General features: G+C 52.1%; 18 protein-coding genes. 11 read left to right on the plus strand and 7 right to left on the minus strand.

Going from position 1 to position 16,665, the window contains the following annotated elements; translation table 11 throughout:
* Genes ACFKSJ_RS00235 through ACFKSJ_RS00260 form a run of 6 tightly spaced genes read left to right on the plus strand, consistent with a single transcriptional unit; the run spans window position 1 to window position 5,292 of the window.
* Window positions 1-867, plus strand: coding sequence for a class I SAM-dependent methyltransferase (locus ACFKSJ_RS00235; RefSeq protein ID WP_440950275.1), 867 nt, complete (start codon window positions 1-3; stop codon window positions 865-867).
* Window positions 864-2,003 (plus strand): bifunctional phosphopantothenoylcysteine decarboxylase/phosphopantothenate--cysteine ligase CoaBC, encoded by a 1,140-nt coding sequence (gene coaBC / locus ACFKSJ_RS00240; RefSeq protein ID WP_440950276.1) that lies wholly within the window; start codon window positions 864-866, stop codon window positions 2,001-2,003. Before ACFKSJ_RS00235 ends, coaBC begins: the two co-directional genes overlap by 4 nt.
* On the plus strand, window positions 1,985-2,851 hold the full coding sequence (locus ACFKSJ_RS00245; protein WP_440950277.1) for a pantoate kinase: 867 nt from the start codon (window positions 1,985-1,987) through the stop codon (window positions 2,849-2,851). The genes coaBC and ACFKSJ_RS00245 overlap by 19 nt, the downstream gene beginning before the upstream one ends.
* Window positions 2,848-3,579: a 4-phosphopantoate--beta-alanine ligase gene (locus tag ACFKSJ_RS00250; protein WP_440950278.1), complete on the plus strand. Its 732-nt coding sequence runs from the start codon at window positions 2,848-2,850 to the stop codon at window positions 3,577-3,579. The genes ACFKSJ_RS00245 and ACFKSJ_RS00250 overlap by 4 nt, the downstream gene beginning before the upstream one ends.
* A complete protein-coding gene (locus ACFKSJ_RS00255; RefSeq protein WP_440950279.1) occupies window positions 3,566-4,573 on the plus strand; it encodes an AAA family ATPase in 1,008 nt (335 codons plus the stop codon). The genes ACFKSJ_RS00250 and ACFKSJ_RS00255 overlap by 14 nt, the downstream gene beginning before the upstream one ends.
* Window positions 4,570-5,292, plus strand: a complete 723-nt coding sequence (locus tag ACFKSJ_RS00260) for a class I SAM-dependent methyltransferase (protein WP_440950280.1) — start codon at window positions 4,570-4,572, stop codon at window positions 5,290-5,292. Before ACFKSJ_RS00255 ends, ACFKSJ_RS00260 begins: the two co-directional genes overlap by 4 nt.
* 2 nt (window positions 5,293-5,294) lie before the next feature.
* Here the strand turns inward: ACFKSJ_RS00260 and ACFKSJ_RS00265 are convergent, their stop codons facing one another.
* Window positions 5,295-6,623 (minus strand): AIR synthase-related protein, encoded by a 1,329-nt coding sequence (locus ACFKSJ_RS00265; RefSeq protein ID WP_440950281.1) that lies wholly within the window; start codon window positions 6,621-6,623, stop codon window positions 5,295-5,297.
* 113 nt (window positions 6,624-6,736) lie between these two features.
* On the opposite strand from ACFKSJ_RS00265, the gene ACFKSJ_RS00270 reads away from it, so the two are divergent.
* The 4 genes from ACFKSJ_RS00270 to ACFKSJ_RS00285 all read left to right on the plus strand — a co-directional run bounded on the left by ACFKSJ_RS00270 (window position 6,737) and on the right by ACFKSJ_RS00285 (window position 10,725).
* Window positions 6,737-7,279 (plus strand): pyruvoyl-dependent arginine decarboxylase, encoded by a 543-nt coding sequence (locus tag ACFKSJ_RS00270; protein WP_440950282.1) that lies wholly within the window; start codon window positions 6,737-6,739, stop codon window positions 7,277-7,279.
* A gap of 114 nt (window positions 7,280-7,393) precedes the next feature.
* A complete protein-coding gene (locus ACFKSJ_RS00275) occupies window positions 7,394-7,534 on the plus strand; it encodes a hypothetical protein (protein WP_440950283.1) in 141 nt (46 codons plus the stop codon).
* 493 nt (window positions 7,535-8,027) lie between these two features.
* Entirely contained in the window at window positions 8,028-9,752 is a 1,725-nt protein-coding gene (locus ACFKSJ_RS00280) for a DUF3821 domain-containing protein (RefSeq protein WP_440950284.1), read from the plus strand.
* Window positions 9,727-10,725, plus strand: coding sequence for a hypothetical protein (locus tag ACFKSJ_RS00285; RefSeq protein ID WP_440950285.1), 999 nt, complete (start codon window positions 9,727-9,729; stop codon window positions 10,723-10,725). The genes ACFKSJ_RS00280 and ACFKSJ_RS00285 overlap by 26 nt, the downstream gene beginning before the upstream one ends.
* Before the next feature lie 145 nt (window positions 10,726-10,870).
* Here the strand turns inward: ACFKSJ_RS00285 and ACFKSJ_RS00290 are convergent, their stop codons facing one another.
* The 5 genes from ACFKSJ_RS00290 to ACFKSJ_RS00310 all read right to left on the minus strand — a co-directional run bounded on the left by ACFKSJ_RS00290 (window position 10,871) and on the right by ACFKSJ_RS00310 (window position 14,408).
* The gene (locus ACFKSJ_RS00290; protein ID WP_440950286.1) at window positions 10,871-11,182 is read right to left on the minus strand and encodes a hypothetical protein; all 312 of its coding nucleotides are present in this window, start codon (window positions 11,180-11,182) and stop codon (window positions 10,871-10,873) included.
* A gap of 188 nt (window positions 11,183-11,370) precedes the next feature.
* On the minus strand, window positions 11,371-11,718 hold the full coding sequence (locus ACFKSJ_RS00295; RefSeq protein ID WP_440950287.1) for a hypothetical protein: 348 nt from the start codon (window positions 11,716-11,718) through the stop codon (window positions 11,371-11,373).
* Window positions 11,715-11,927 carry a helix-turn-helix domain-containing protein gene (locus tag ACFKSJ_RS00300; RefSeq protein WP_440950288.1) on the minus strand — a complete coding sequence of 71 codons (213 nt, stop codon included), beginning with the start codon at window positions 11,925-11,927 and terminating at the stop codon, window positions 11,715-11,717. Before ACFKSJ_RS00300 ends, ACFKSJ_RS00295 begins: the two co-directional genes overlap by 4 nt.
* Window positions 11,928-12,395: 468 nt before the next feature.
* Window positions 12,396-14,189 carry a hypothetical protein gene (locus ACFKSJ_RS00305; RefSeq protein WP_440950289.1) on the minus strand — a complete coding sequence of 598 codons (1,794 nt, stop codon included), beginning with the start codon at window positions 14,187-14,189 and terminating at the stop codon, window positions 12,396-12,398.
* Window positions 14,190-14,213: 24 nt separating this feature from the next.
* The gene (locus ACFKSJ_RS00310) at window positions 14,214-14,408 is read right to left on the minus strand and encodes a helix-turn-helix domain-containing protein (protein ID WP_440950290.1); all 195 of its coding nucleotides are present in this window, start codon (window positions 14,406-14,408) and stop codon (window positions 14,214-14,216) included.
* A 230-nt stretch (window positions 14,409-14,638) separates the two neighbouring features.
* On the opposite strand from ACFKSJ_RS00310, the gene ACFKSJ_RS00315 reads away from it, so the two are divergent.
* A complete protein-coding gene (locus ACFKSJ_RS00315; protein WP_440950291.1) occupies window positions 14,639-15,226 on the plus strand; it encodes a recombinase family protein in 588 nt (195 codons plus the stop codon).
* A 273-nt stretch (window positions 15,227-15,499) separates the two neighbouring features.
* Here ACFKSJ_RS00315 and ACFKSJ_RS00320 read toward each other — a convergent pair whose 3' ends face one another.
* On the minus strand, window positions 15,500-16,558 hold the full coding sequence (locus ACFKSJ_RS00320) for an HNH endonuclease (RefSeq protein ID WP_440950292.1): 1,059 nt from the start codon (window positions 16,556-16,558) through the stop codon (window positions 15,500-15,502).
* Window positions 16,559-16,665 lie beyond the last annotated feature (107 nt).

The raw sequence follows: 16,665 nt of genomic DNA on the forward strand, positions 1-16,665 counted from the left end.
ATGAGGGTGAGGAAGGTCAGCAGTTCAGAACTGGGCTGCATCGCGGCTGAGTCATGGGTCGACCAGACTCGCCGCCCGTATGTGCAGGACGGGTCTGCCTGGGTGCCGGTCAGGGACGGCTGTGCCTGGGACGAGGATCTGCCGGAACGAGCCGGCGACCCGCGGGGGTACCAGCGGCTCGGCGATCTGCTGATCTTTCATGGCGACCGGCCGTCGGAGGCCGAGGTTGCGGGGGCGGTCCGGCGGTGCAATCCCCGGGGGGTGCTCTGGACCAGCACTCACCAGGGGGTGATGCGGATTCCGGAGACGACCCTGCTCTACGGCGAGGCCGGCGAGGTGCTTCACAAGGAGAACGGGTGCCGGTACTGGCTCGACCCGCAGCAGGTGATGTTTTCGCAGGGAAACCGGTCTGAGAAGGCCCGGCTCGCTGCGGCCGTCAGCCCCAGGGAACGGGTCGCCGATATGTGTGCCGGGATCGGGTACTTCAGTCTGCCGCTCGGCCGGGCCGGCGCGACGGTCGACGCGTTTGAATTGAACCCGGTCTCGTACCGGTACCTGCAGAGAAATATCCGGGAGAACCGGCTGGAGGAGAGGGTTCGCGGGTTCTGCGGGGACTGCCGGGCCCTGATCAGCGGGACCTACGACCGGCTGCTGATCGGTCATTTTGAGGGGATCACCATGTTTGAAGCTGCGCTGGCGCATGCCAGGAAGGGGAGTATCATCCACCTCCATGGACTGGAGGACCAGTCGGACCGGGTGCGTCTCCTGGCTCGCGAGGCCGGGTTTGATGCTGAGGTCGGTCTCCGGGTCGTCAAGAAGTACGGGCCGTGCAGGGTGCACCTGGTGCAGGACGTGGTGCTCGGATGACCTTCCAGCCGCTCCTCGGTAAGGAGATCCTGCTGGCGGTGACCGGCTCGATCGCCGCCGTCGAGACGATCAGGCTGGCTCATGCCCTCCGCCGGGCAGGGGCTGAGGTGCAGGGGGTGATGTCTGCGGCAGCGCAGCAGATCATCCATCCCGATGCCCTGACCTATGCGACCGGCCGGCCGACGCTGACCCGGCTGACCGGGCTCGTCGAGCATGTGACCTACTGCGGGGACGACCGGACCGCCGACTTGCTGCTGATCGCCCCCTGCACGGCCAACACGATCAGTAAGATCGCGGTCGGGATCGACGATACGCCGGTCACCACCTGCGCCACGACAGCCCTCGGGAGCGGGATGCCGGTCGTCCTGGTCCCTGCGATGCACCAGAGCATGTACCGCCATGCGGCCATCCTCGCGAACCTGGCGACGCTCCGGTCCTGGGGCGTCGACGTCGTCCCGCCCCGGATCGAGGAGGGGAAGGCGAAGATCGCCGGTATCGAGGAGATCGTCCTCCATGCGGAGCGGGCGCTCGGGGGCGGATCGCTCGCCGGCCGGCGGGTGCTGATCACGAGCGGACCCTGCAGGGAGCCGGTCGACGATGTCCGGGTGCTGACCACCCGGTCGACCGGGCAGATGGGCCGGGCCCTGGCCATGGAGGCGTTCCGGCGGGGGGCCGAGGTGACCGTCGTCCACCAGGACGTGTTCCCCTGCGTAAAGAACCTGTACTGCGATACGGCCGCTTCGATGCAGGAGCAGGTGATGCGGGTGCTCGACGAGGAGGGGGCGGACTATTACGTGAGCGCCGCAGCCGTGTCGGACTTTTCGCCGGTCCGGCAGCCGGGGAAGATCCCGAGCGGGAGCCCCTGCCGGATCGAACTCGCCCCGCTCTGCAAGGTGATCGACGGCGTGCTCGCCCATCCGGCCAGGCCGTCGGTGGTCGCCTTCAAGCTCGGCTGGGAGACCGGGGCCGCCGCCTCGGCCCTGCTCGAGGCCGGGGCTTCGCTGGTGGTGACCGACACCCCGGACGCGATGGGTGAGAAGGCCGGCACCTTCGGGCTGGTCTCGAAGGACCGGACCGAAACCGTCTCGGGGAGCAAGGAGGAGGTGGCAGCGGCCATATGGTCGACCGTGCCGTAGCCTTCTGTCCAGGGCATATCTCGGGCTACTTTCGGCGGGTGAAGGGGACGAGCGTCCAGACCACCGGCTCGATCGGTGCAGGGATTGTGATCAGTGCCGGGGTCGAGGCGACGGCCACCCCCGCCGACCGGCCGCAGGTGCTGGTCAGGGAGGTGGACCGGACCGGAACCTGCAGAACGGTCCTGACCGCATCGCCGCCCATCGCCTACGTGATGGACCGTCTCGGGGTCGCGGCCGCCGTCACGACGGTCTGCACCCTCCCGATCGGGGCCGGCTTCGGCCTGTCGGCCGCGGCCCTCCTCTCGGCCACAGCAGCGCTGAACGCCCTCTACGACCTCGGCCTCTCGGCCCACGAGGTCACAGCCCTCGCCCACGAGGCAGAGATCGTCCACCAGACCGGGCTCGGGGATGTCTCCGCCTGCCAGGGCGGCGGCCTGGTCTGCAGGGAAGGGCCCGGGCCGGACGGAACGATCGGGCGTATCTGCGGACCTGCGGCCCAGCCGCTCTGTGCGGTCACCTTCGGCCCCCTGCCGACCCCGGCCGTCCTCCAGTCCGGGCCGGCGATGGCCGCCGTGGAGGCCGCGTTTCCGGCCCGGTGCCCGGACGACCTCGTCGACTTCTTCGGCCTCTCCCGCCAGTTCGCCGAGCGGTCCGGGCTGATCACCCCCGAGGTCAGGCACGCCCTCTCCCTCTGCGACGACGCCGGCGTCCCGGCATCGATGACGATGCTCGGCAACGGCGTCTTCGCCTCCGGGGACCGGGCGCTCGAGGTCCTTTCGACCGCAGGCGAACCCTATCATCTGGAGATCGCCTCAGGCGGTTTCTCTGTTCTGGAGCATGCATCATGATTCCACACGACCATCCACGGTACCGCTCTCTCGTCATCCGCGAGAGGCTTGCAGAGGCTGCCAGGGACGGTGTCGTCTCCCTCGAGGGGCTCACCTCCCACGGCAGGGGCGAAGCGTTCGACTACCTGATCGGGGAGACGACCTCCCCCAGCGCACATGTCGCTGAGCGGACCGCCGCCGCCATGATCCGTGCGGCCCGCCACCCGGTGATCTCGGTGAACGGGAACACGGCTGCGCTGGCGGCCGACGAGATCGCCGCTCTTCAGAAGGCGAGCGGTGCGCAGGTCGAGGTGAACCTCTTCCACCGGACAGAGGAGCGGATGAAGAAGGTCACCGCCCTCCTCCTGGAGCACGATGTCGATGTGCTGACCGGCACGGCAGAACGGCTGATCCCCCTCTCCCATGACCGGGCCTGGAGCCTGAACGAGGGGATCGGCAGCGCCGACCTGGTGCTGGTGCCCCTCGAGGACGGGGACCGGTGCGAGGCGCTGATCGCGATGGGGAAGCAGGTGATCACCGTCGATCTGAATCCCCTCTCCCGTACTGCACGGACCGCGACCCTGACGATCGTCGACGAGGTGACCCGGGCGTTGCCGGCCGTGACCGCCGCCCTCTCAGAGCTGACCGATGATGAAGCGGCAGGGCTGATCAGGAACCTCGATAACCATTATCTTTTACAAACCGCCATATCTGAGATAGCAACGAGGCTTATGCATGCTCTGGATTGAAAGGTACCGGCCGGCGATGCTTGGGGAGATACTGGGACAGGAGCCGGTGGTCGCGTCGCTCGCCTCGTTTGCGGCGTCAGGGAACGTACCCCACCTGCTCATCTCCGGGCCGCACGGCACCGGGAAGACGGCCGCTGTCGAGGGGTTTGCGAAGGCGCTCTATTCCGATCACTGGGAGGAGAACACCAGTGTCTTTCAGACCGGCGACCTCTTCGAGCAGGGGAAGGCGTACCTCGAGGCCGACGAGCGGTACGTTCACATCTACCAGAAGGACCTCTCGTTGATTGCAAACTTCAAGTATATCGTCAGATGGTACGCCTCGATCCGGCCGCTCGACGCTCCGTTCAAACTGATGGTCTTCGAGGATGCCGGCGCCCTGACCCGGGATGCCCAGCAGGCCCTCCGCCGGATCATGGAACAGTACTCGGGAACCTGCCGGTTCATCCTCTGTGTCCAGAACCAGAGCGCCATCATACCGGCGATCGCGTCCCGGTGTCTGCCGCTCTTCTTCGGGCCGATTGCAAACCCGGTGATCGAGGCGCGGTTGCGCGATATTCTCCACCTGGAGACCCGGGATCGCCAGGATCGGCATCCGGTCTCTGATGAGGACCTGGATATCATCATACAGGCTGCACGGGGCGACCTGCGGCGGGCGATCATGATGCTGCAGGTCGCGGTCACCACCGATCAGTCGGTGAGCGAGATCGCAGCCGGCCGGTCGGAGGCCTCGACCGTCGCGCTGGCCGCCTTCAATGCACTGCGGGCCCAGGAGACGGCGCAGGCGATACGAATGGTGGAGTCGCTGCTGATCGATTACGGCCTCTCGGGAAAGGAGGTCCTCGCGGCGCTCGGCGAGGTGGTCCACCGGGAGTACAACCATCCGGCCATCGTGCGTGCCCTCGCCGATACCGATTATCGGCTCGGCCACTGCAACAGCGAGTTCGTTCAGATCAATGCACTGTTGATGAGAATTGCCCAGGAGGTATTTGCATGAGTGGAGATGAGATCAAGGTACAGCGCCATTACGATGAGATGGCCGAGGTATATGATCGCCGGTACGATTACCGGCGGGGGAGAAGTTATCATGCGCATATCTCTCAGCATGTGATGAACGGTCTTGTCAAGGGGGGATACCTCCTCGACATCGGCTGTGGAACCGGTCTCTTCGTCAGCCGTTACGTTGAAAACGGCGGAACCGCCGTCGGGCTCGACATCAGCGGCGGGATGATCGAGAAGGCGGTCGAACGCTGTCCCCGGAGCGATTTCACCGTAGGTGACGGGGACGTGCTCCCGTTCCGGGACAACACCTTCGACGCGGTCGCCAGCCTGCTCGCCTTCAGTTATCTCAAAGACCCGAGCAGGATGCTCGCAGAGGCGTACCGCGTCCTCCGTCCGGGCGGCACCATCTCGGTCTGCACCCTCGGCAAGAACCTGCTGACGGCCGGCCTTCCTGCGATCCATCAGATCGGCGAGGCGATGAGGATCCAGCAGGTCGGGATGGGCGACTTCGGCGAGCACTATTACAACGAGAAGGAGATGTACACGCTCTTTTCAGAGGCAGGATTCACCCGTGTGCAGGTGAAGCGGTGCTCGTTCGCACATCTGAACCTCGTCGAACCGGTCTATGATCTCGCCAAGAAGATCGAGCCGTTCGTCGAGCGCAGGCTCCCCTGTTTTGCCTATAATATCTGCGCGAAAGGCAGAAAAGAGTGATTTCAGGAGGATGGCCTGAGCAGCCGTCCGAGCACCCGTTCCTTCTTCTCCAGTGCCGCGGTGGCTGCGTGCCGCACGGCCTCCTGCATCTCCCCGACATCCCGTCCAGGGCGGTCGACGACCTTCTTCAAGGGCGTGTACGCCGACTCCCGGAACATCGGGGCAAAGTCGTGCTCTTTCCCATCGAGCATCAGCACAGATCCGGCCGGCCCGGCCTCGACATGCCCGATCTCGTCGATCCGGACGCCGGCGCTTCTGATCACCCGGCAGATCTCCGGGGCGGCGGTCGGTGGGGCGATGATCAGCAGGGCGTCGAGCGAGACGCCGAGGTAATCGATCTGGAGCGCATCGAGCATTCCCCTGACATGCGGCTCGACCAGGTCGCCGGTCTTATCTCCGTCGACGACGATCCGGCAGCCGGCGGTCTCTGCGATCTCGTAGACATCCCCGCGGAGTCCGCCGTTGGTGACATCGGTCATGGCGTGCACATCCTGCAGGACCGGGGACCTGATCAGCGCCTCCGAGGCCTGCAGGAAGTTGAGGTTGATCGTCTCCTCGACTACTTCCGGGAAACCGGAGTACAGGGCTGAGGTGGCGATCGTGCCTCCCCCCGCCCCTTCGGTCATCAGCAGCAGGTCTCCGGGTGCGGTCGCCTTGCGTGCGGTCAGGTGTTCGGCGACTCCGACCGCGCCGACGCAGCCGGTCATCCTGGACCCGAGCACCATATCGCCCCCGATCCGCAGTGTCGACCCGGTGACGAGCGGGACATCCATCGCTTCGCCGACCGAGGTGATCCCGGCGGTGTAGTCGAAGATCTTTGCCACGTCCCCGTCGTCGGCCACATGGATGTCTGAGAAGAGGGCGACCGGCCGGGCTCCCATCACGTAGACGTCCCGGAGGGTGGCCCTGGTCACATGAAAGCCGGCCAGGAAGGGAAAGTCCGAGAGGCGCGAGTGCATGCCGTCGACGGTGCAGATGATGTACTTTCCATCGGCCGTGACCGCCCCGGCGTCGTCCATCTCGTCGACACCGACCGATGCGGAGGTTTTGCCGATGATCCGCGCCAGCTGCCTGTGCGCAAAGAAGTCCCCGGACCCCCGGGAGCCGACGCCGAACTCACCCATGGTGACGCCGGATGGGGCAAAGGTGAAGAGATCGCCCTGCAGCCCGCTGGTCTGCTGCACTTCGGTGAAAACCGCCTCGGCAAAGGCTTCTGCATAGGCCTGGTCCACCCCTTTGATCTCTCTGATGTGACGCTGCAGGGCGGCAGTTATCTCTGCTCTTTTTAGACCCTGATCGACTCTGCGTCTGACGAATTCCTCAACATCCATATACGGTGGTGTATCCTTTACCACTTAAAGGAGATGCTCTGGTGCGGCCTCGCCGGGTTTTTTGAGTTCCCTGAAAGGCAATAATTAAACCGCCAGAATGCAGATAAAATTGCATGGTTGTTCCAACAAAGATCTTCTTCACCAAAGGGGTGGGTGTGCATAAGGATCGGCTTGCATCCTTTGAACTGGCTCTCCGGAAGGCCGGGATCGAACGGTGTAATCTGGTCTACGTCTCGAGTATCTTTCCCCCGTACTGTACCGAGATCCCCTGTGATGAGGGGCTTCAGATGCTGCAGGCAGGTGAGATCGTCTACTGCGTGATGGCACGGAACGAGACCAACGAGCCGAACCGGCTGGTTTCAGCGGCGATCGGACTGGCCCTCCCCAAGGATGCCGACGAATACGGATATCTCTCCGAACACCATGCCTTCGGGGAGTCTGAAGAGATCTCCGGGGAATATGCCGAGGACCTGGCCGCGACGATGCTGGCCACGACCCTCGGGATCGAGTTCGACCCTGACCGGGCCTGGCAGGAGCGGGAACAGATCTATAAAGCATCCGGCAAGATCATCGAGACCAAGCAGATCTGTCAGACTGCGCAGGGTGACAAGAACGGGCTCTGGACAACCGTCATCGCCGTTGCAGTCTTTCAGTGAGATATCTCACCCCCCCTCTTTTTGGATTCTCTGATCGGCCTGAATCAAAAAACTGATTCATAAGATATCATTTTATCCCTGTATGTCCTCTTGAATCCGTGGTGAGTCGGATGAATGGCACAGGCGATGACGATCAGTTCTCCGGGAAGCGGGCCGGCCAGCAGGGGCGGGACCAGGGTTCCCCTGGCAGGGGACGAACGCAGAGCAGGGGAGAGGTCCGGGCTTCTCCTCGATCACCATCTCATCGGGGTATAGCGACGGGACCCGCCTCGACCGCTGAGCGGGGAAGGGTTCCCCTGCTCAACGCGCCCGACGATGTGGGGCTCTCGTCTGTCCGGCGGGACATCATAACCGCGCTGTCAGACGAGCCCCGTTTTATCAACCTGCATGAGTACCGGGGAGATGAAACCCTCTCTCCGGGTGAGGGGACCGGGAGGCCGGGTTCTTCGTGGCCGGATTCTCCTGGCCCGGTAAAGAGAGACAGATCCGGTTCCTGATCCTGGAATTGATAGGGAGACGAGTCCTTCTCCTCCTCTTCTGAGCACAGGAATACCTCTCCGCGCCCGCGCAGAGTCCCGAATTTTTAAAATACCGGGGAATCTCGCGTAGATCTGATTTTAGGACTCATTTCGGATCTTCTGTCGCATCTTTCGGTTCCTGTCGACCTATCGGAACCGGGATCTCTCCGGGCAACCTCTTTACCTCTCGGGTCAACATCTGTATGCCTAATTCAAGGGAAGAGAACGATATGAACCACAGACACTCTCTTGTATGCCTCATTGCAGGGTTGATCCTCTGCATGATGCTCATAGGGGCGGCAGGTGCAGGTACTCCTGTTAAGATCATGCCGCTCGGTGATTCGTTGACGCAGGGGTCCGACCTGACTCCGGACCAGGCCTCCCATCCGACCTATCGGTACTGGCTCTGGAACGGGCTGGTCTCTGGCGGCTACCAGATCGATTTTGTCGGGAGTACCCGTTCAAACTTTACCTATCAGTTTGATCAGGATCACGAGGGGCATGCCGGGTATACCACCGCTATGATCCTGAACGGAAACAGTTCGGATCCGGCGAGTGGAAACCTGACCACCTGGCTCTCGTCATACTCACCTGATATCGTCATGATCTCGCTCGGCATTCAGGACCAGATTGCAGGGGTCCCGCTGAACCAGACCCAGCAGAATGTTGCACAGATCATCGATATCCTCAGGTACAGGAATCCGGCTGTCAAGGTTCTCGTCGGGACTGTCCCGCCGTCGACGGTGTACCGTCAGAATGTCCAGACCATCAATGACGGTCTTGCCGCGGTGGCTGCCGCACGGAATACGACCGCTTCTCCGGTCACGATGGTGGACCTCACGACCGGATACGATGGTGTCACCGATAACCAGGCGGGCAGTATCCTGCCCAACGAGACCGGCGAGCGAAAGATTGCGCAGCGCTGGTACGGTGCCCTGGTTCCGCTCGTTTCGTCCTCGACCCCGGTCAACACCACGGTTGCACCGGGCGATACCCTGGCTGCCGGGACCAATGCGTCCGGTAACCCTGCGGTGATCCCGTTCGCCGGCGCCACTGTCTATGCCGGCGAGCAGAACCTGAACATTTCGGCCACCGGCGTGGCTGCAGGGACGACCCTCGGCTGGTTCAAACCCGGTGTCCGTCCGTCGAACATCACGCCTGACGATGCACTGGTCGTCGACAACCCGTCCAGTTTCACGGTGCCGGCAGGCACGAAGAACGGTCTCTGGTACGACATGACCCGGATGGTCCCGGCCTTTACGGTCCGGGACCCGTCGGTGGGCGTGAGGATCATCGATCTCCAGCGCAATGTCGATATCACCGGGCAGACGATCAACACCTCGACACCGATCGGGTTCATCCTGGATACGAACTTTGAGGCGTTCACCCAGCGCAGTGCTGCTGCACCGGTAACGATCCGGGTGCAGAACCCGGCCGGTCAGATCTACCGGGGTCTGATCGACGACCGCGGTCAGGTGAACTGGCTGAACAATATCAGCGTCTCCACCAACCCCCTCTCGGTGAAGGGGACCGGTTCGTACGGGTCTCTCTGGAATACCGGGGACCTGAACTATACGGCCGGCCTGTACCATGTCTGGGCAGAGACGAACGTGAACAACATCAAGGAGAGTTACCAGCTCAGTGACGGGAGTTACTCGCTCGGTACGGCGGTCTCGGTGCCGGTCACCCTGACCATCGGCACCGGGCTGAACCTCACCAACGGGACTCCGGCTGCCGGCAATATCTCGGGCACGATTCTCCCGAACAAAACCCTGGTGAACGGGAGCGTAACGCTCGCAGCAGGCAACAACACCACGGCGCAGAACAACACCTCCTCCGGGCCGCTGTACCTGACCTACACCATCGTTGCGATCGCGGTGATCCTGCTGATCGTCGGTCTCACCCGCCCGCGCAAGCCCGGACGCCGGCGTGGCGGCAACAACCGGGATCTCTGATCCAGCAATAACCAATTTTTCCAATTTATCGTCTTATATTCAGATTAAGGACGATACCTCTGTTTTTTTCACCAAAGAAGAGTTAGACGATTTCCTAATCCAGATCAACAGAGAGCGCGAGGAATCAACACGACTGACTAATATACGTTTTGCCAGAGACTTCATTTACCCCTGTACGGCTGGTTTTGTAAATCAGGCAACGACCAATGCAGTGATTGAAAAAATCACCACCACCTATACCTCAACTAGCAGTCGTGGAAAAGGATTAGGATTATTCAAGCGCTTTCTTCACTACTTAGAAAACACGAAAGATGGTGTCAGATTGACTTCATATATCAAACAAATTGAGGCGTTTAAATTAAAGAAATCAAGGAAAATCAACCGGGATATAATTCTTGATAATGACATCAAAAATCTTATAAATCATATCAAAACTGGAAAGGATGGTATCAAAGACCCGGATAATGCAATTTCACTTGTTTTTTTTGGAGCTTATACGGGAATGCGGCAAGCCACTTGTGATCGTCTCACGGTAAAACATGTCAGAAATGCGTTATCTCTCTCTCATCCTTGTATCCTTGTGAATCCAGAAATCGATAAAACGAGCACTGAGCACTTCGTACCAATTCATCCTCAATTAATTCCGATTCTGAAAGATTTGGTCAAAGACCTGGATGACAACGATACGATTTTTTCTTCAAAACCTCTAACAATTTTTTTAACAAAGCATCGATTAAACAGAAGTAATGACCCAACCGAGTTTCTTTATGTAAAGCATCTGAGGAAATATTTCATACAGAGATCCACAATACTCTCATTAAATAACGATTTTAGGGATTATATCGTTTCAAATCAAGTGAATGGCATCCAATGGGCGCACTACAAGAATTTTACTTTTCAGCAAGTGTACGATGCCTATCTACAAGCATGGGGCCAGATTCAATTTGTCGATAAAGAGAATTTGAACCAATAAATGGGAATCACCTCATAATTTTCTTACGCGCACCCATGCTTTTTGCGGAATGTTGATCTCTCCTCTAAATTCCACCATCCTTTTGATTTTTTTTAATCGGACCTCGGCCTGGCCTAAACGATGAAGCAAATCGTCTGCTCTCGTTCTAGGCATTATCAGCGGCCTCGTTTGCTTGTCTTTCTGCCCATATCTCTTCCTTTATATCATGCGTTACGGTATCTATGGAAGTTATCAACCGTTCGATTTCCCGAGTTCGGGATAGGACTTCTTGGTATTCGGTATGAGTAACATACAACTCCAAGACCTTGATGGCCTGCCTAATTCTGGTTACCTTTGCCCTATCATATTTGCTATCATATGGTTCTTCGAGCGGGGCAATACATTCATTAACAAGTTGAACCATCAATTTATTTGCTGATTCCTTTGTTAATGCTCTTATTGGTGAAATAATCGTCATATTGAGTGGAATATTGGTTTTTTATCTGTATATTTTTAATTGATGATAAAAATATAAAATGGCTGAAATAAAAGTATCGATGGCAAAAAGTGAGAGATCGAATAATTGAATACCCTTGATGGTGTCATTGCCAACCTTGATACTTTTGACCATCAGAGGTTGAAGTTTTTGAATCTTCAAAAAATGGATTAGTAGGGGCATTTGGGCATATTAACAACCTTCCCATCAACGATATCTTTTTTTTCAACCGATGGTTCAAAACAAACTCTATCGTTTATTTTGGAACAGAAATAACCTGAAGGTTGAACCTGACAATACTTGCACCTGGGATCGCATTGTAATTCTTCCATATCGTTCGATCTTATTGGACAGATTCTCATACACCAAAAATTAGAGAATGGCTGGCCTTCACATTTCCGTCCTTCCTTACAATAACAGGCTTCAGGAATCTTATTACCGGCAAAGGAATCCAAATAGGTTTCGAAATCCTCTAATTCCTCATTCTTTTCAATTAAAATCTCTTTATCTTCAATCATAATACCACCTTTTCTAAATCTACATCCAGTTTATACTGTTTGGTAAACCGTTCAATTTCTGATCGCGCTACAAATTGTTTCCTAAATGAATAACGGATAGTTGAAATTTTCCCTTCCCGAATCCACTTCCAAACGCAAAATTTTGTTACTGCAAACAATTCTGCTACTTCATTTATTGAATAATATAATTCATCTTTAATACTTATCACCACTTACCTGAATGGTGGATAAGTATTTATACTTAATTCAGTAAATCAACTTAATAAACTAAATATTGTTGATAAATAAAACAAAATCTATATGAGAATTTCAGCGGGATAATCCCTAAAGAAACGATAGAAAATGACCTTTTACGTTTGTCCCATCAGGGAATTATTGATAGCAACGATAACCTTGATGGGTGCCCCATTGGTTGGTGGAATATCAAGACCCCATCAAGGGTAAAGAATTGATTCTTCTAGAATCTCATAACGAAAAGAAGCGATTTCCTTGGCGGGGGTGTCAATTCAAGGATATTTAAACTCAAAAATTGAATTTAGAGCACATTTGAACGTTTTCAAGATATTTTGTCCTATATATATTATAGAGTGATATTCTTCAAAAACTAATTATTTCTCTTAAATTCGTAATTGGGGAGTATATTATATCACAATTGACGCCCCCGCCTCAAATATGCCTCAGATTTTTCCGACAATACAAATTGATGACCTATGATTCCTCGAATTTATCCTTTGTTCAATTTTATAGATTTTTTCTAGATGTTTTCCAATCTTATTTCTCGAAAGGAGGCCTCCACAAGCAGAAGTGAGTTCCTCACTAATTCCATTGAGTGTGATATCCTCAGAAGGATATTGGGAGACTCTCTGATCGATTATCTCACATGCTTTAGCAATTATTGATTCCTCAAATGCTTGACTTACAATTTCCTTAACTCTGGAATAGAAGGCCTGATGTCCAAAAGCGTCTTCTGGGTTATTACTTGAAAGTTTATATCGCTCAATTCTTGCTCCAATTTCAGGTAAGAATTTGGTATCACTAAGATGTAATCTGCTGAAAACGATAACCACTTTCAGGCAATCGGGGTTTTCCTCATTCTCTCTACAGATTCTCCCGATCATTTGAATGAGTAAACCTCTTGCAGCGTCTTCAGAAATTTCTCTTGATACCGGATAGGCTGCATCTGGATCTGATAAATCATTGATATCACTAAGGGATGGACACAAGAAATATTCAGGTGGATAGTATGGGGTTCCAGCGATAATACATATTTGATGGGAACGGAAATCGTTGGTTGCTTTGCTATCCGAACCATAAAATTTCACGAAGACGTGCTTAACTAGATTTAAATGAGAAATCGTTTTACCATCAATTCGGGTATTGTAGACATTTTCATGCGTCATAAAAACAATTTCATTATTGATAAGTCTAACAGAATCCTGAATAATATCACAAATTTGATTTGTTTCCATGATGATTCTTTGTGATTCTTGAAGGGTCTGTTTCGTATATTTTGAATCAGTGACCTGGAGAATTAAATAATGGGAATTGTCGTCGGCTTTCCCTTCAATCGTCTCAAATTTTCCCAACTTAAGCATAGTTTGACGGTCTTTTTCATCTGGTGTTGCGTTTAAATACAAAATTCTGTACTTCTGTAATTTAGCCACAAAAGATGAAACTATCTTAAAGGATTCTTGATTATAGCGATCCAAATCGTATATTCCAATACAATTAATTAGAGATTCAAGGAAAATCAGGTTTGGTATCTTTTTTCTTTTGGAGATATCTAAATAATCCAAATACGCTAAATTTTTTATTTCCTTAAGTTCTGCTTTGTATTCTTCAGGATGCTCTTTAACAAATTGAATTGCATCTTCGTATTTTTCCTCCATTAATAGGTTAATCACACTATCCAATACAAAAAACAGTTTTTGCTGTACGAATTTTGAAGCCCTCCTGAGGGAATTTTTGGGAAATGGTTGACTCGGAAATACGACCGTTGATAGGGGAACATCATCAATAATTATCGTCGGATTAAGGCCTGATACTAAAGATAATACTGATAACAGGTTCTCTTTTACCGTGAATATTACAAATCCTTTTCCGGATTTCTTCAGTTCATTTACCCTTTTAAACTGGTTTTGGTAATTGCAGGAAGAAAGCGAATTACATTCATCGCATTCGTGGGGAGGGCGGATGTATCTGTATAATGATTTATACACTTCCCAACGTGCACATGTATCCTTTTGTGTCTTCCCTTTGAAGATCAACGATTGAATGTTATCTAGCCTTAATTCTACACGCGAAAGATTAGCATAATCACTCATGATGAAGATGACACATTCCTCTGCTGCGATTTTTTCTTTTGAAAACTGGAGAGCATCTGTTGTCTTCCCTGCCCCTGGATTTCTCTCATCAAGAATATTAACATTAGAGGGATAATTCGAATAAATTGAAAGATTTGAAAATATCATTTAAATCAACTCCGAAAAAATGAATCAGTTGACAGGAATCTGATACTCAATCAGAAATTTTTCAAAATCTTCTTTTTTGATGTAAACCGTCCTTAGTTTTGTCTTGAAAGACTTAAGCAGGCCATTTCTGGTCCACCGATAAACTGTGTTCTTTGAGCGATTCGTTATCTTGGCTACCTCATCGGTTGTCAAGCAGTCTGAATTTTGTAATTCTATCATGAGTTACCAACTCATATCATTATATGTCATATACTATTATATATGTAACTGAATATCTCTAAATTGAGGTATATATAGTATTCAAGCGATTTTTGAAGAGCATTCTAACTATACTACTTATCAATTTTTTTCTATTAATCGAACGTTTGATGATAGGAATATTTCAGGCCAAAAATTGCAAATGTTTTTATATCATGTAACACTAGTATTACTATTAAAGGTGGTTTAATATGAATTGCACAATTGTTGGATATGCTCGGACCTCTTTGTCCTCAGAAAAGATTGAGAATCAAACTCACAGGCTCCTTGAGGCTGGCATACCATCAGAAAATATTTTTCAAGATGTTGGTATTAGTGGCGTAGTGCCTCCCCATCAGAGACCTGGATTTCAGGCGATGATGGAGACCATTAAGGCCGGCGGTATTACTCACATTTACACCTTTGAATTATCGCGGATCTCGCGTGATTTGACGGATACTCTTAATGTTTTACGTGATTTGGATAATATGGGCGTTTGCCTGCGTTCTCTTTCGCCCACCGAAACATGGATACAATGTGAACCATCAATCCGTTCTCTGATTACCTCTGTGATGTCCTGGTGCGCAATGAGAGAAAGAGAAAATCTCCGCGAACGAACTATTTTAGGCTTAGAAAACGCCAAGCGGCAAGGAAAATCTTTGGGCCGGCCTTGGGTAGATATTGACATGAAGCGTGTCGCATACCTTCACGATCAAAAATTCATGAAATATACAGAAATTGCTAAGAAGATGGGTCTAAAATATTCTACACTTATGAAAAGAATAAGTGAAACGAAATAATTTTACGATACCAACTATACCACCTTTCATTTTGTTCTGAATTTTTCTGAGCCACAAAGCCCGCTTGTTAGAAGGGGGTGTATCTCAAGATTCCGATGAATCTGGCTTTCTTTCCAATATCAAGCGTTTTGCATTGCCTCTAAACTTGTTTTATTACGCATAGTTCAAAGGTTGATACTGGTTTATGTGATGGTCCATTAAAATCGAAATAAACTATCTTCACATTCGTCTGATGGGATGGTCTGTCTGTCCATCGAGGAAAGAATTATTCATCTATTCCCTATGCTCTTTATCTGGAATTGGGTTTCTATTCGTGATTACCAATTGCCTCAACTCATCGATACTAAGAATCTGTTGTGGATTTCGGTGTATCATCCGATGACAATTTGAACAGACTGGAAGTAAATCAGTTTTTGGGTTTACTACATCCTCGTTTTGAAAAGTGCTAAGTGGTTTAATATGGTGAACTTCAATGAACCCTTTTCCTTTTTCTCCGTACACCTGGAAGAAATCGAACCCACAAACAGCACACCTTAACCCATGAGTTTCTATCGCCATCTTTCGGTTATTCAGGTTTCTCTCATATCGTTTTCCATTATAATATTGGATTTTTCCTTCCTTTTGTGGTGAAAATTCGAGATTCTCAAATTGCTCATTCTCAATATCATTTGCAAGGTTTTCGAAATCCAGAATCGAAATTAGATACTCATTATCCTTTTCCGTTCGGGAAAAGCGCAGTTCTGGAACATTATCAATTTCAGCAGAATCGTTCCTGAATAGATCATACCATTTTGGGAGTTCACTTTGTAACACGGATGCAAAATCTGAATGCCAATGTAACTGTGTTCTAGCATTAGGAGCAGAATCCCTCTTTGACCTAAAAACACCTTGATACCTTTTACCGTTGAAAATCAGGATTGATGATTTAGATTCTCCTTTTGTTAATTCATCGATATTAAAAAAAGAACGAATATCAACCGGGATACCTGTCCCATTATGATAAAAGGCGCTTTTATCAAGTTTTTTAATCGCAACTTGATTGTTTAGGATTGTCCAAGAATACGATTCAATCAGGTTATGAGATTCAATCTCAAAACCAAGATTGAGTAAAAAATTATTGGTTTCTTCACCACCTGAGAATTCTGAAGATTCAAGGTCAAAGCCATTGGCAAAAAAGTTGGCTTTGCTGATTACAAACTTTGGTGGATACCTCTTTTGTTTAAATATAAGGTCATAATCCACCGATTGACGCCTTTCAGGAACTCCATTCTTATCAATGAAAGCAATGGCCTGGAGAATAGAATCAGAGGTGATATTTTTGGGAATTGTCATGTTTTTTATTGCATTCCAAAATGATAAGATTTAGATCATTTTACTTTGAGGTTCGCAATAATGGCAGCCTGAAAAAATGACATCCCCTTTATTCTCCCCTGCCATCA

The organism is Methanosphaerula subterraneus, assembly GCF_052055875.1.
GTDB classification, from domain to species: domain Archaea; phylum Halobacteriota; class Methanomicrobia; order Methanomicrobiales; family Methanospirillaceae; genus Methanosphaerula; species Methanosphaerula subterraneus.

What these genes read in the sequence shown, in the direction of transcription:
- ACFKSJ_RS00315 (WP_440950291.1), top strand. Translation starts at nt 14,639, where the DNA reads ATGAATTGCACAATTGTTGGATATGCTCGGACCTCTTTGTCCTCAGAA.
- ACFKSJ_RS00270 (WP_440950282.1), top strand. Translation starts at nt 6,737, where the DNA reads ATGGTTGTTCCAACAAAGATCTTCTTCACCAAAGGGGTGGGTGTGCAT.
- ACFKSJ_RS00290 (WP_440950286.1), bottom strand. Translation starts at nt 11,182, where the DNA reads ATGACGATTATTTCACCAATAAGAGCATTAACAAAGGAATCAGCAAAT.
- ACFKSJ_RS00235 (WP_440950275.1), top strand. Translation starts at nt 1, where the DNA reads ATGAGGGTGAGGAAGGTCAGCAGTTCAGAACTGGGCTGCATCGCGGCT.
- ACFKSJ_RS00295 (WP_440950287.1), bottom strand. Translation starts at nt 11,718, where the DNA reads ATGATTGAAGATAAAGAGATTTTAATTGAAAAGAATGAGGAATTAGAG.
- coaBC (WP_440950276.1), top strand. Translation starts at nt 864, where the DNA reads ATGACCTTCCAGCCGCTCCTCGGTAAGGAGATCCTGCTGGCGGTGACC.
- ACFKSJ_RS00260 (WP_440950280.1), top strand. Translation starts at nt 4,570, where the DNA reads ATGAGTGGAGATGAGATCAAGGTACAGCGCCATTACGATGAGATGGCC.
- ACFKSJ_RS00275 (WP_440950283.1), top strand. Translation starts at nt 7,394, where the DNA reads ATGGCACAGGCGATGACGATCAGTTCTCCGGGAAGCGGGCCGGCCAGC.
- ACFKSJ_RS00265 (WP_440950281.1), bottom strand. Translation starts at nt 6,623, where the DNA reads ATGGATGTTGAGGAATTCGTCAGACGCAGAGTCGATCAGGGTCTAAAA.
- ACFKSJ_RS00305 (WP_440950289.1), bottom strand. Translation starts at nt 14,189, where the DNA reads ATGATATTTTCAAATCTTTCAATTTATTCGAATTATCCCTCTAATGTT.
- ACFKSJ_RS00255 (WP_440950279.1), top strand. Translation starts at nt 3,566, where the DNA reads ATGCTCTGGATTGAAAGGTACCGGCCGGCGATGCTTGGGGAGATACTG.
- ACFKSJ_RS00320 (WP_440950292.1), bottom strand. Translation starts at nt 16,558, where the DNA reads ATGACAATTCCCAAAAATATCACCTCTGATTCTATTCTCCAGGCCATT.
- ACFKSJ_RS00280 (WP_440950284.1), top strand. Translation starts at nt 8,028, where the DNA reads ATGAACCACAGACACTCTCTTGTATGCCTCATTGCAGGGTTGATCCTC.
- ACFKSJ_RS00250 (WP_440950278.1), top strand. Translation starts at nt 2,848, where the DNA reads ATGATTCCACACGACCATCCACGGTACCGCTCTCTCGTCATCCGCGAG.
- ACFKSJ_RS00310 (WP_440950290.1), bottom strand. Translation starts at nt 14,408, where the DNA reads ATGATAGAATTACAAAATTCAGACTGCTTGACAACCGATGAGGTAGCC.
- ACFKSJ_RS00245 (WP_440950277.1), top strand. Translation starts at nt 1,985, where the DNA reads ATGGTCGACCGTGCCGTAGCCTTCTGTCCAGGGCATATCTCGGGCTAC.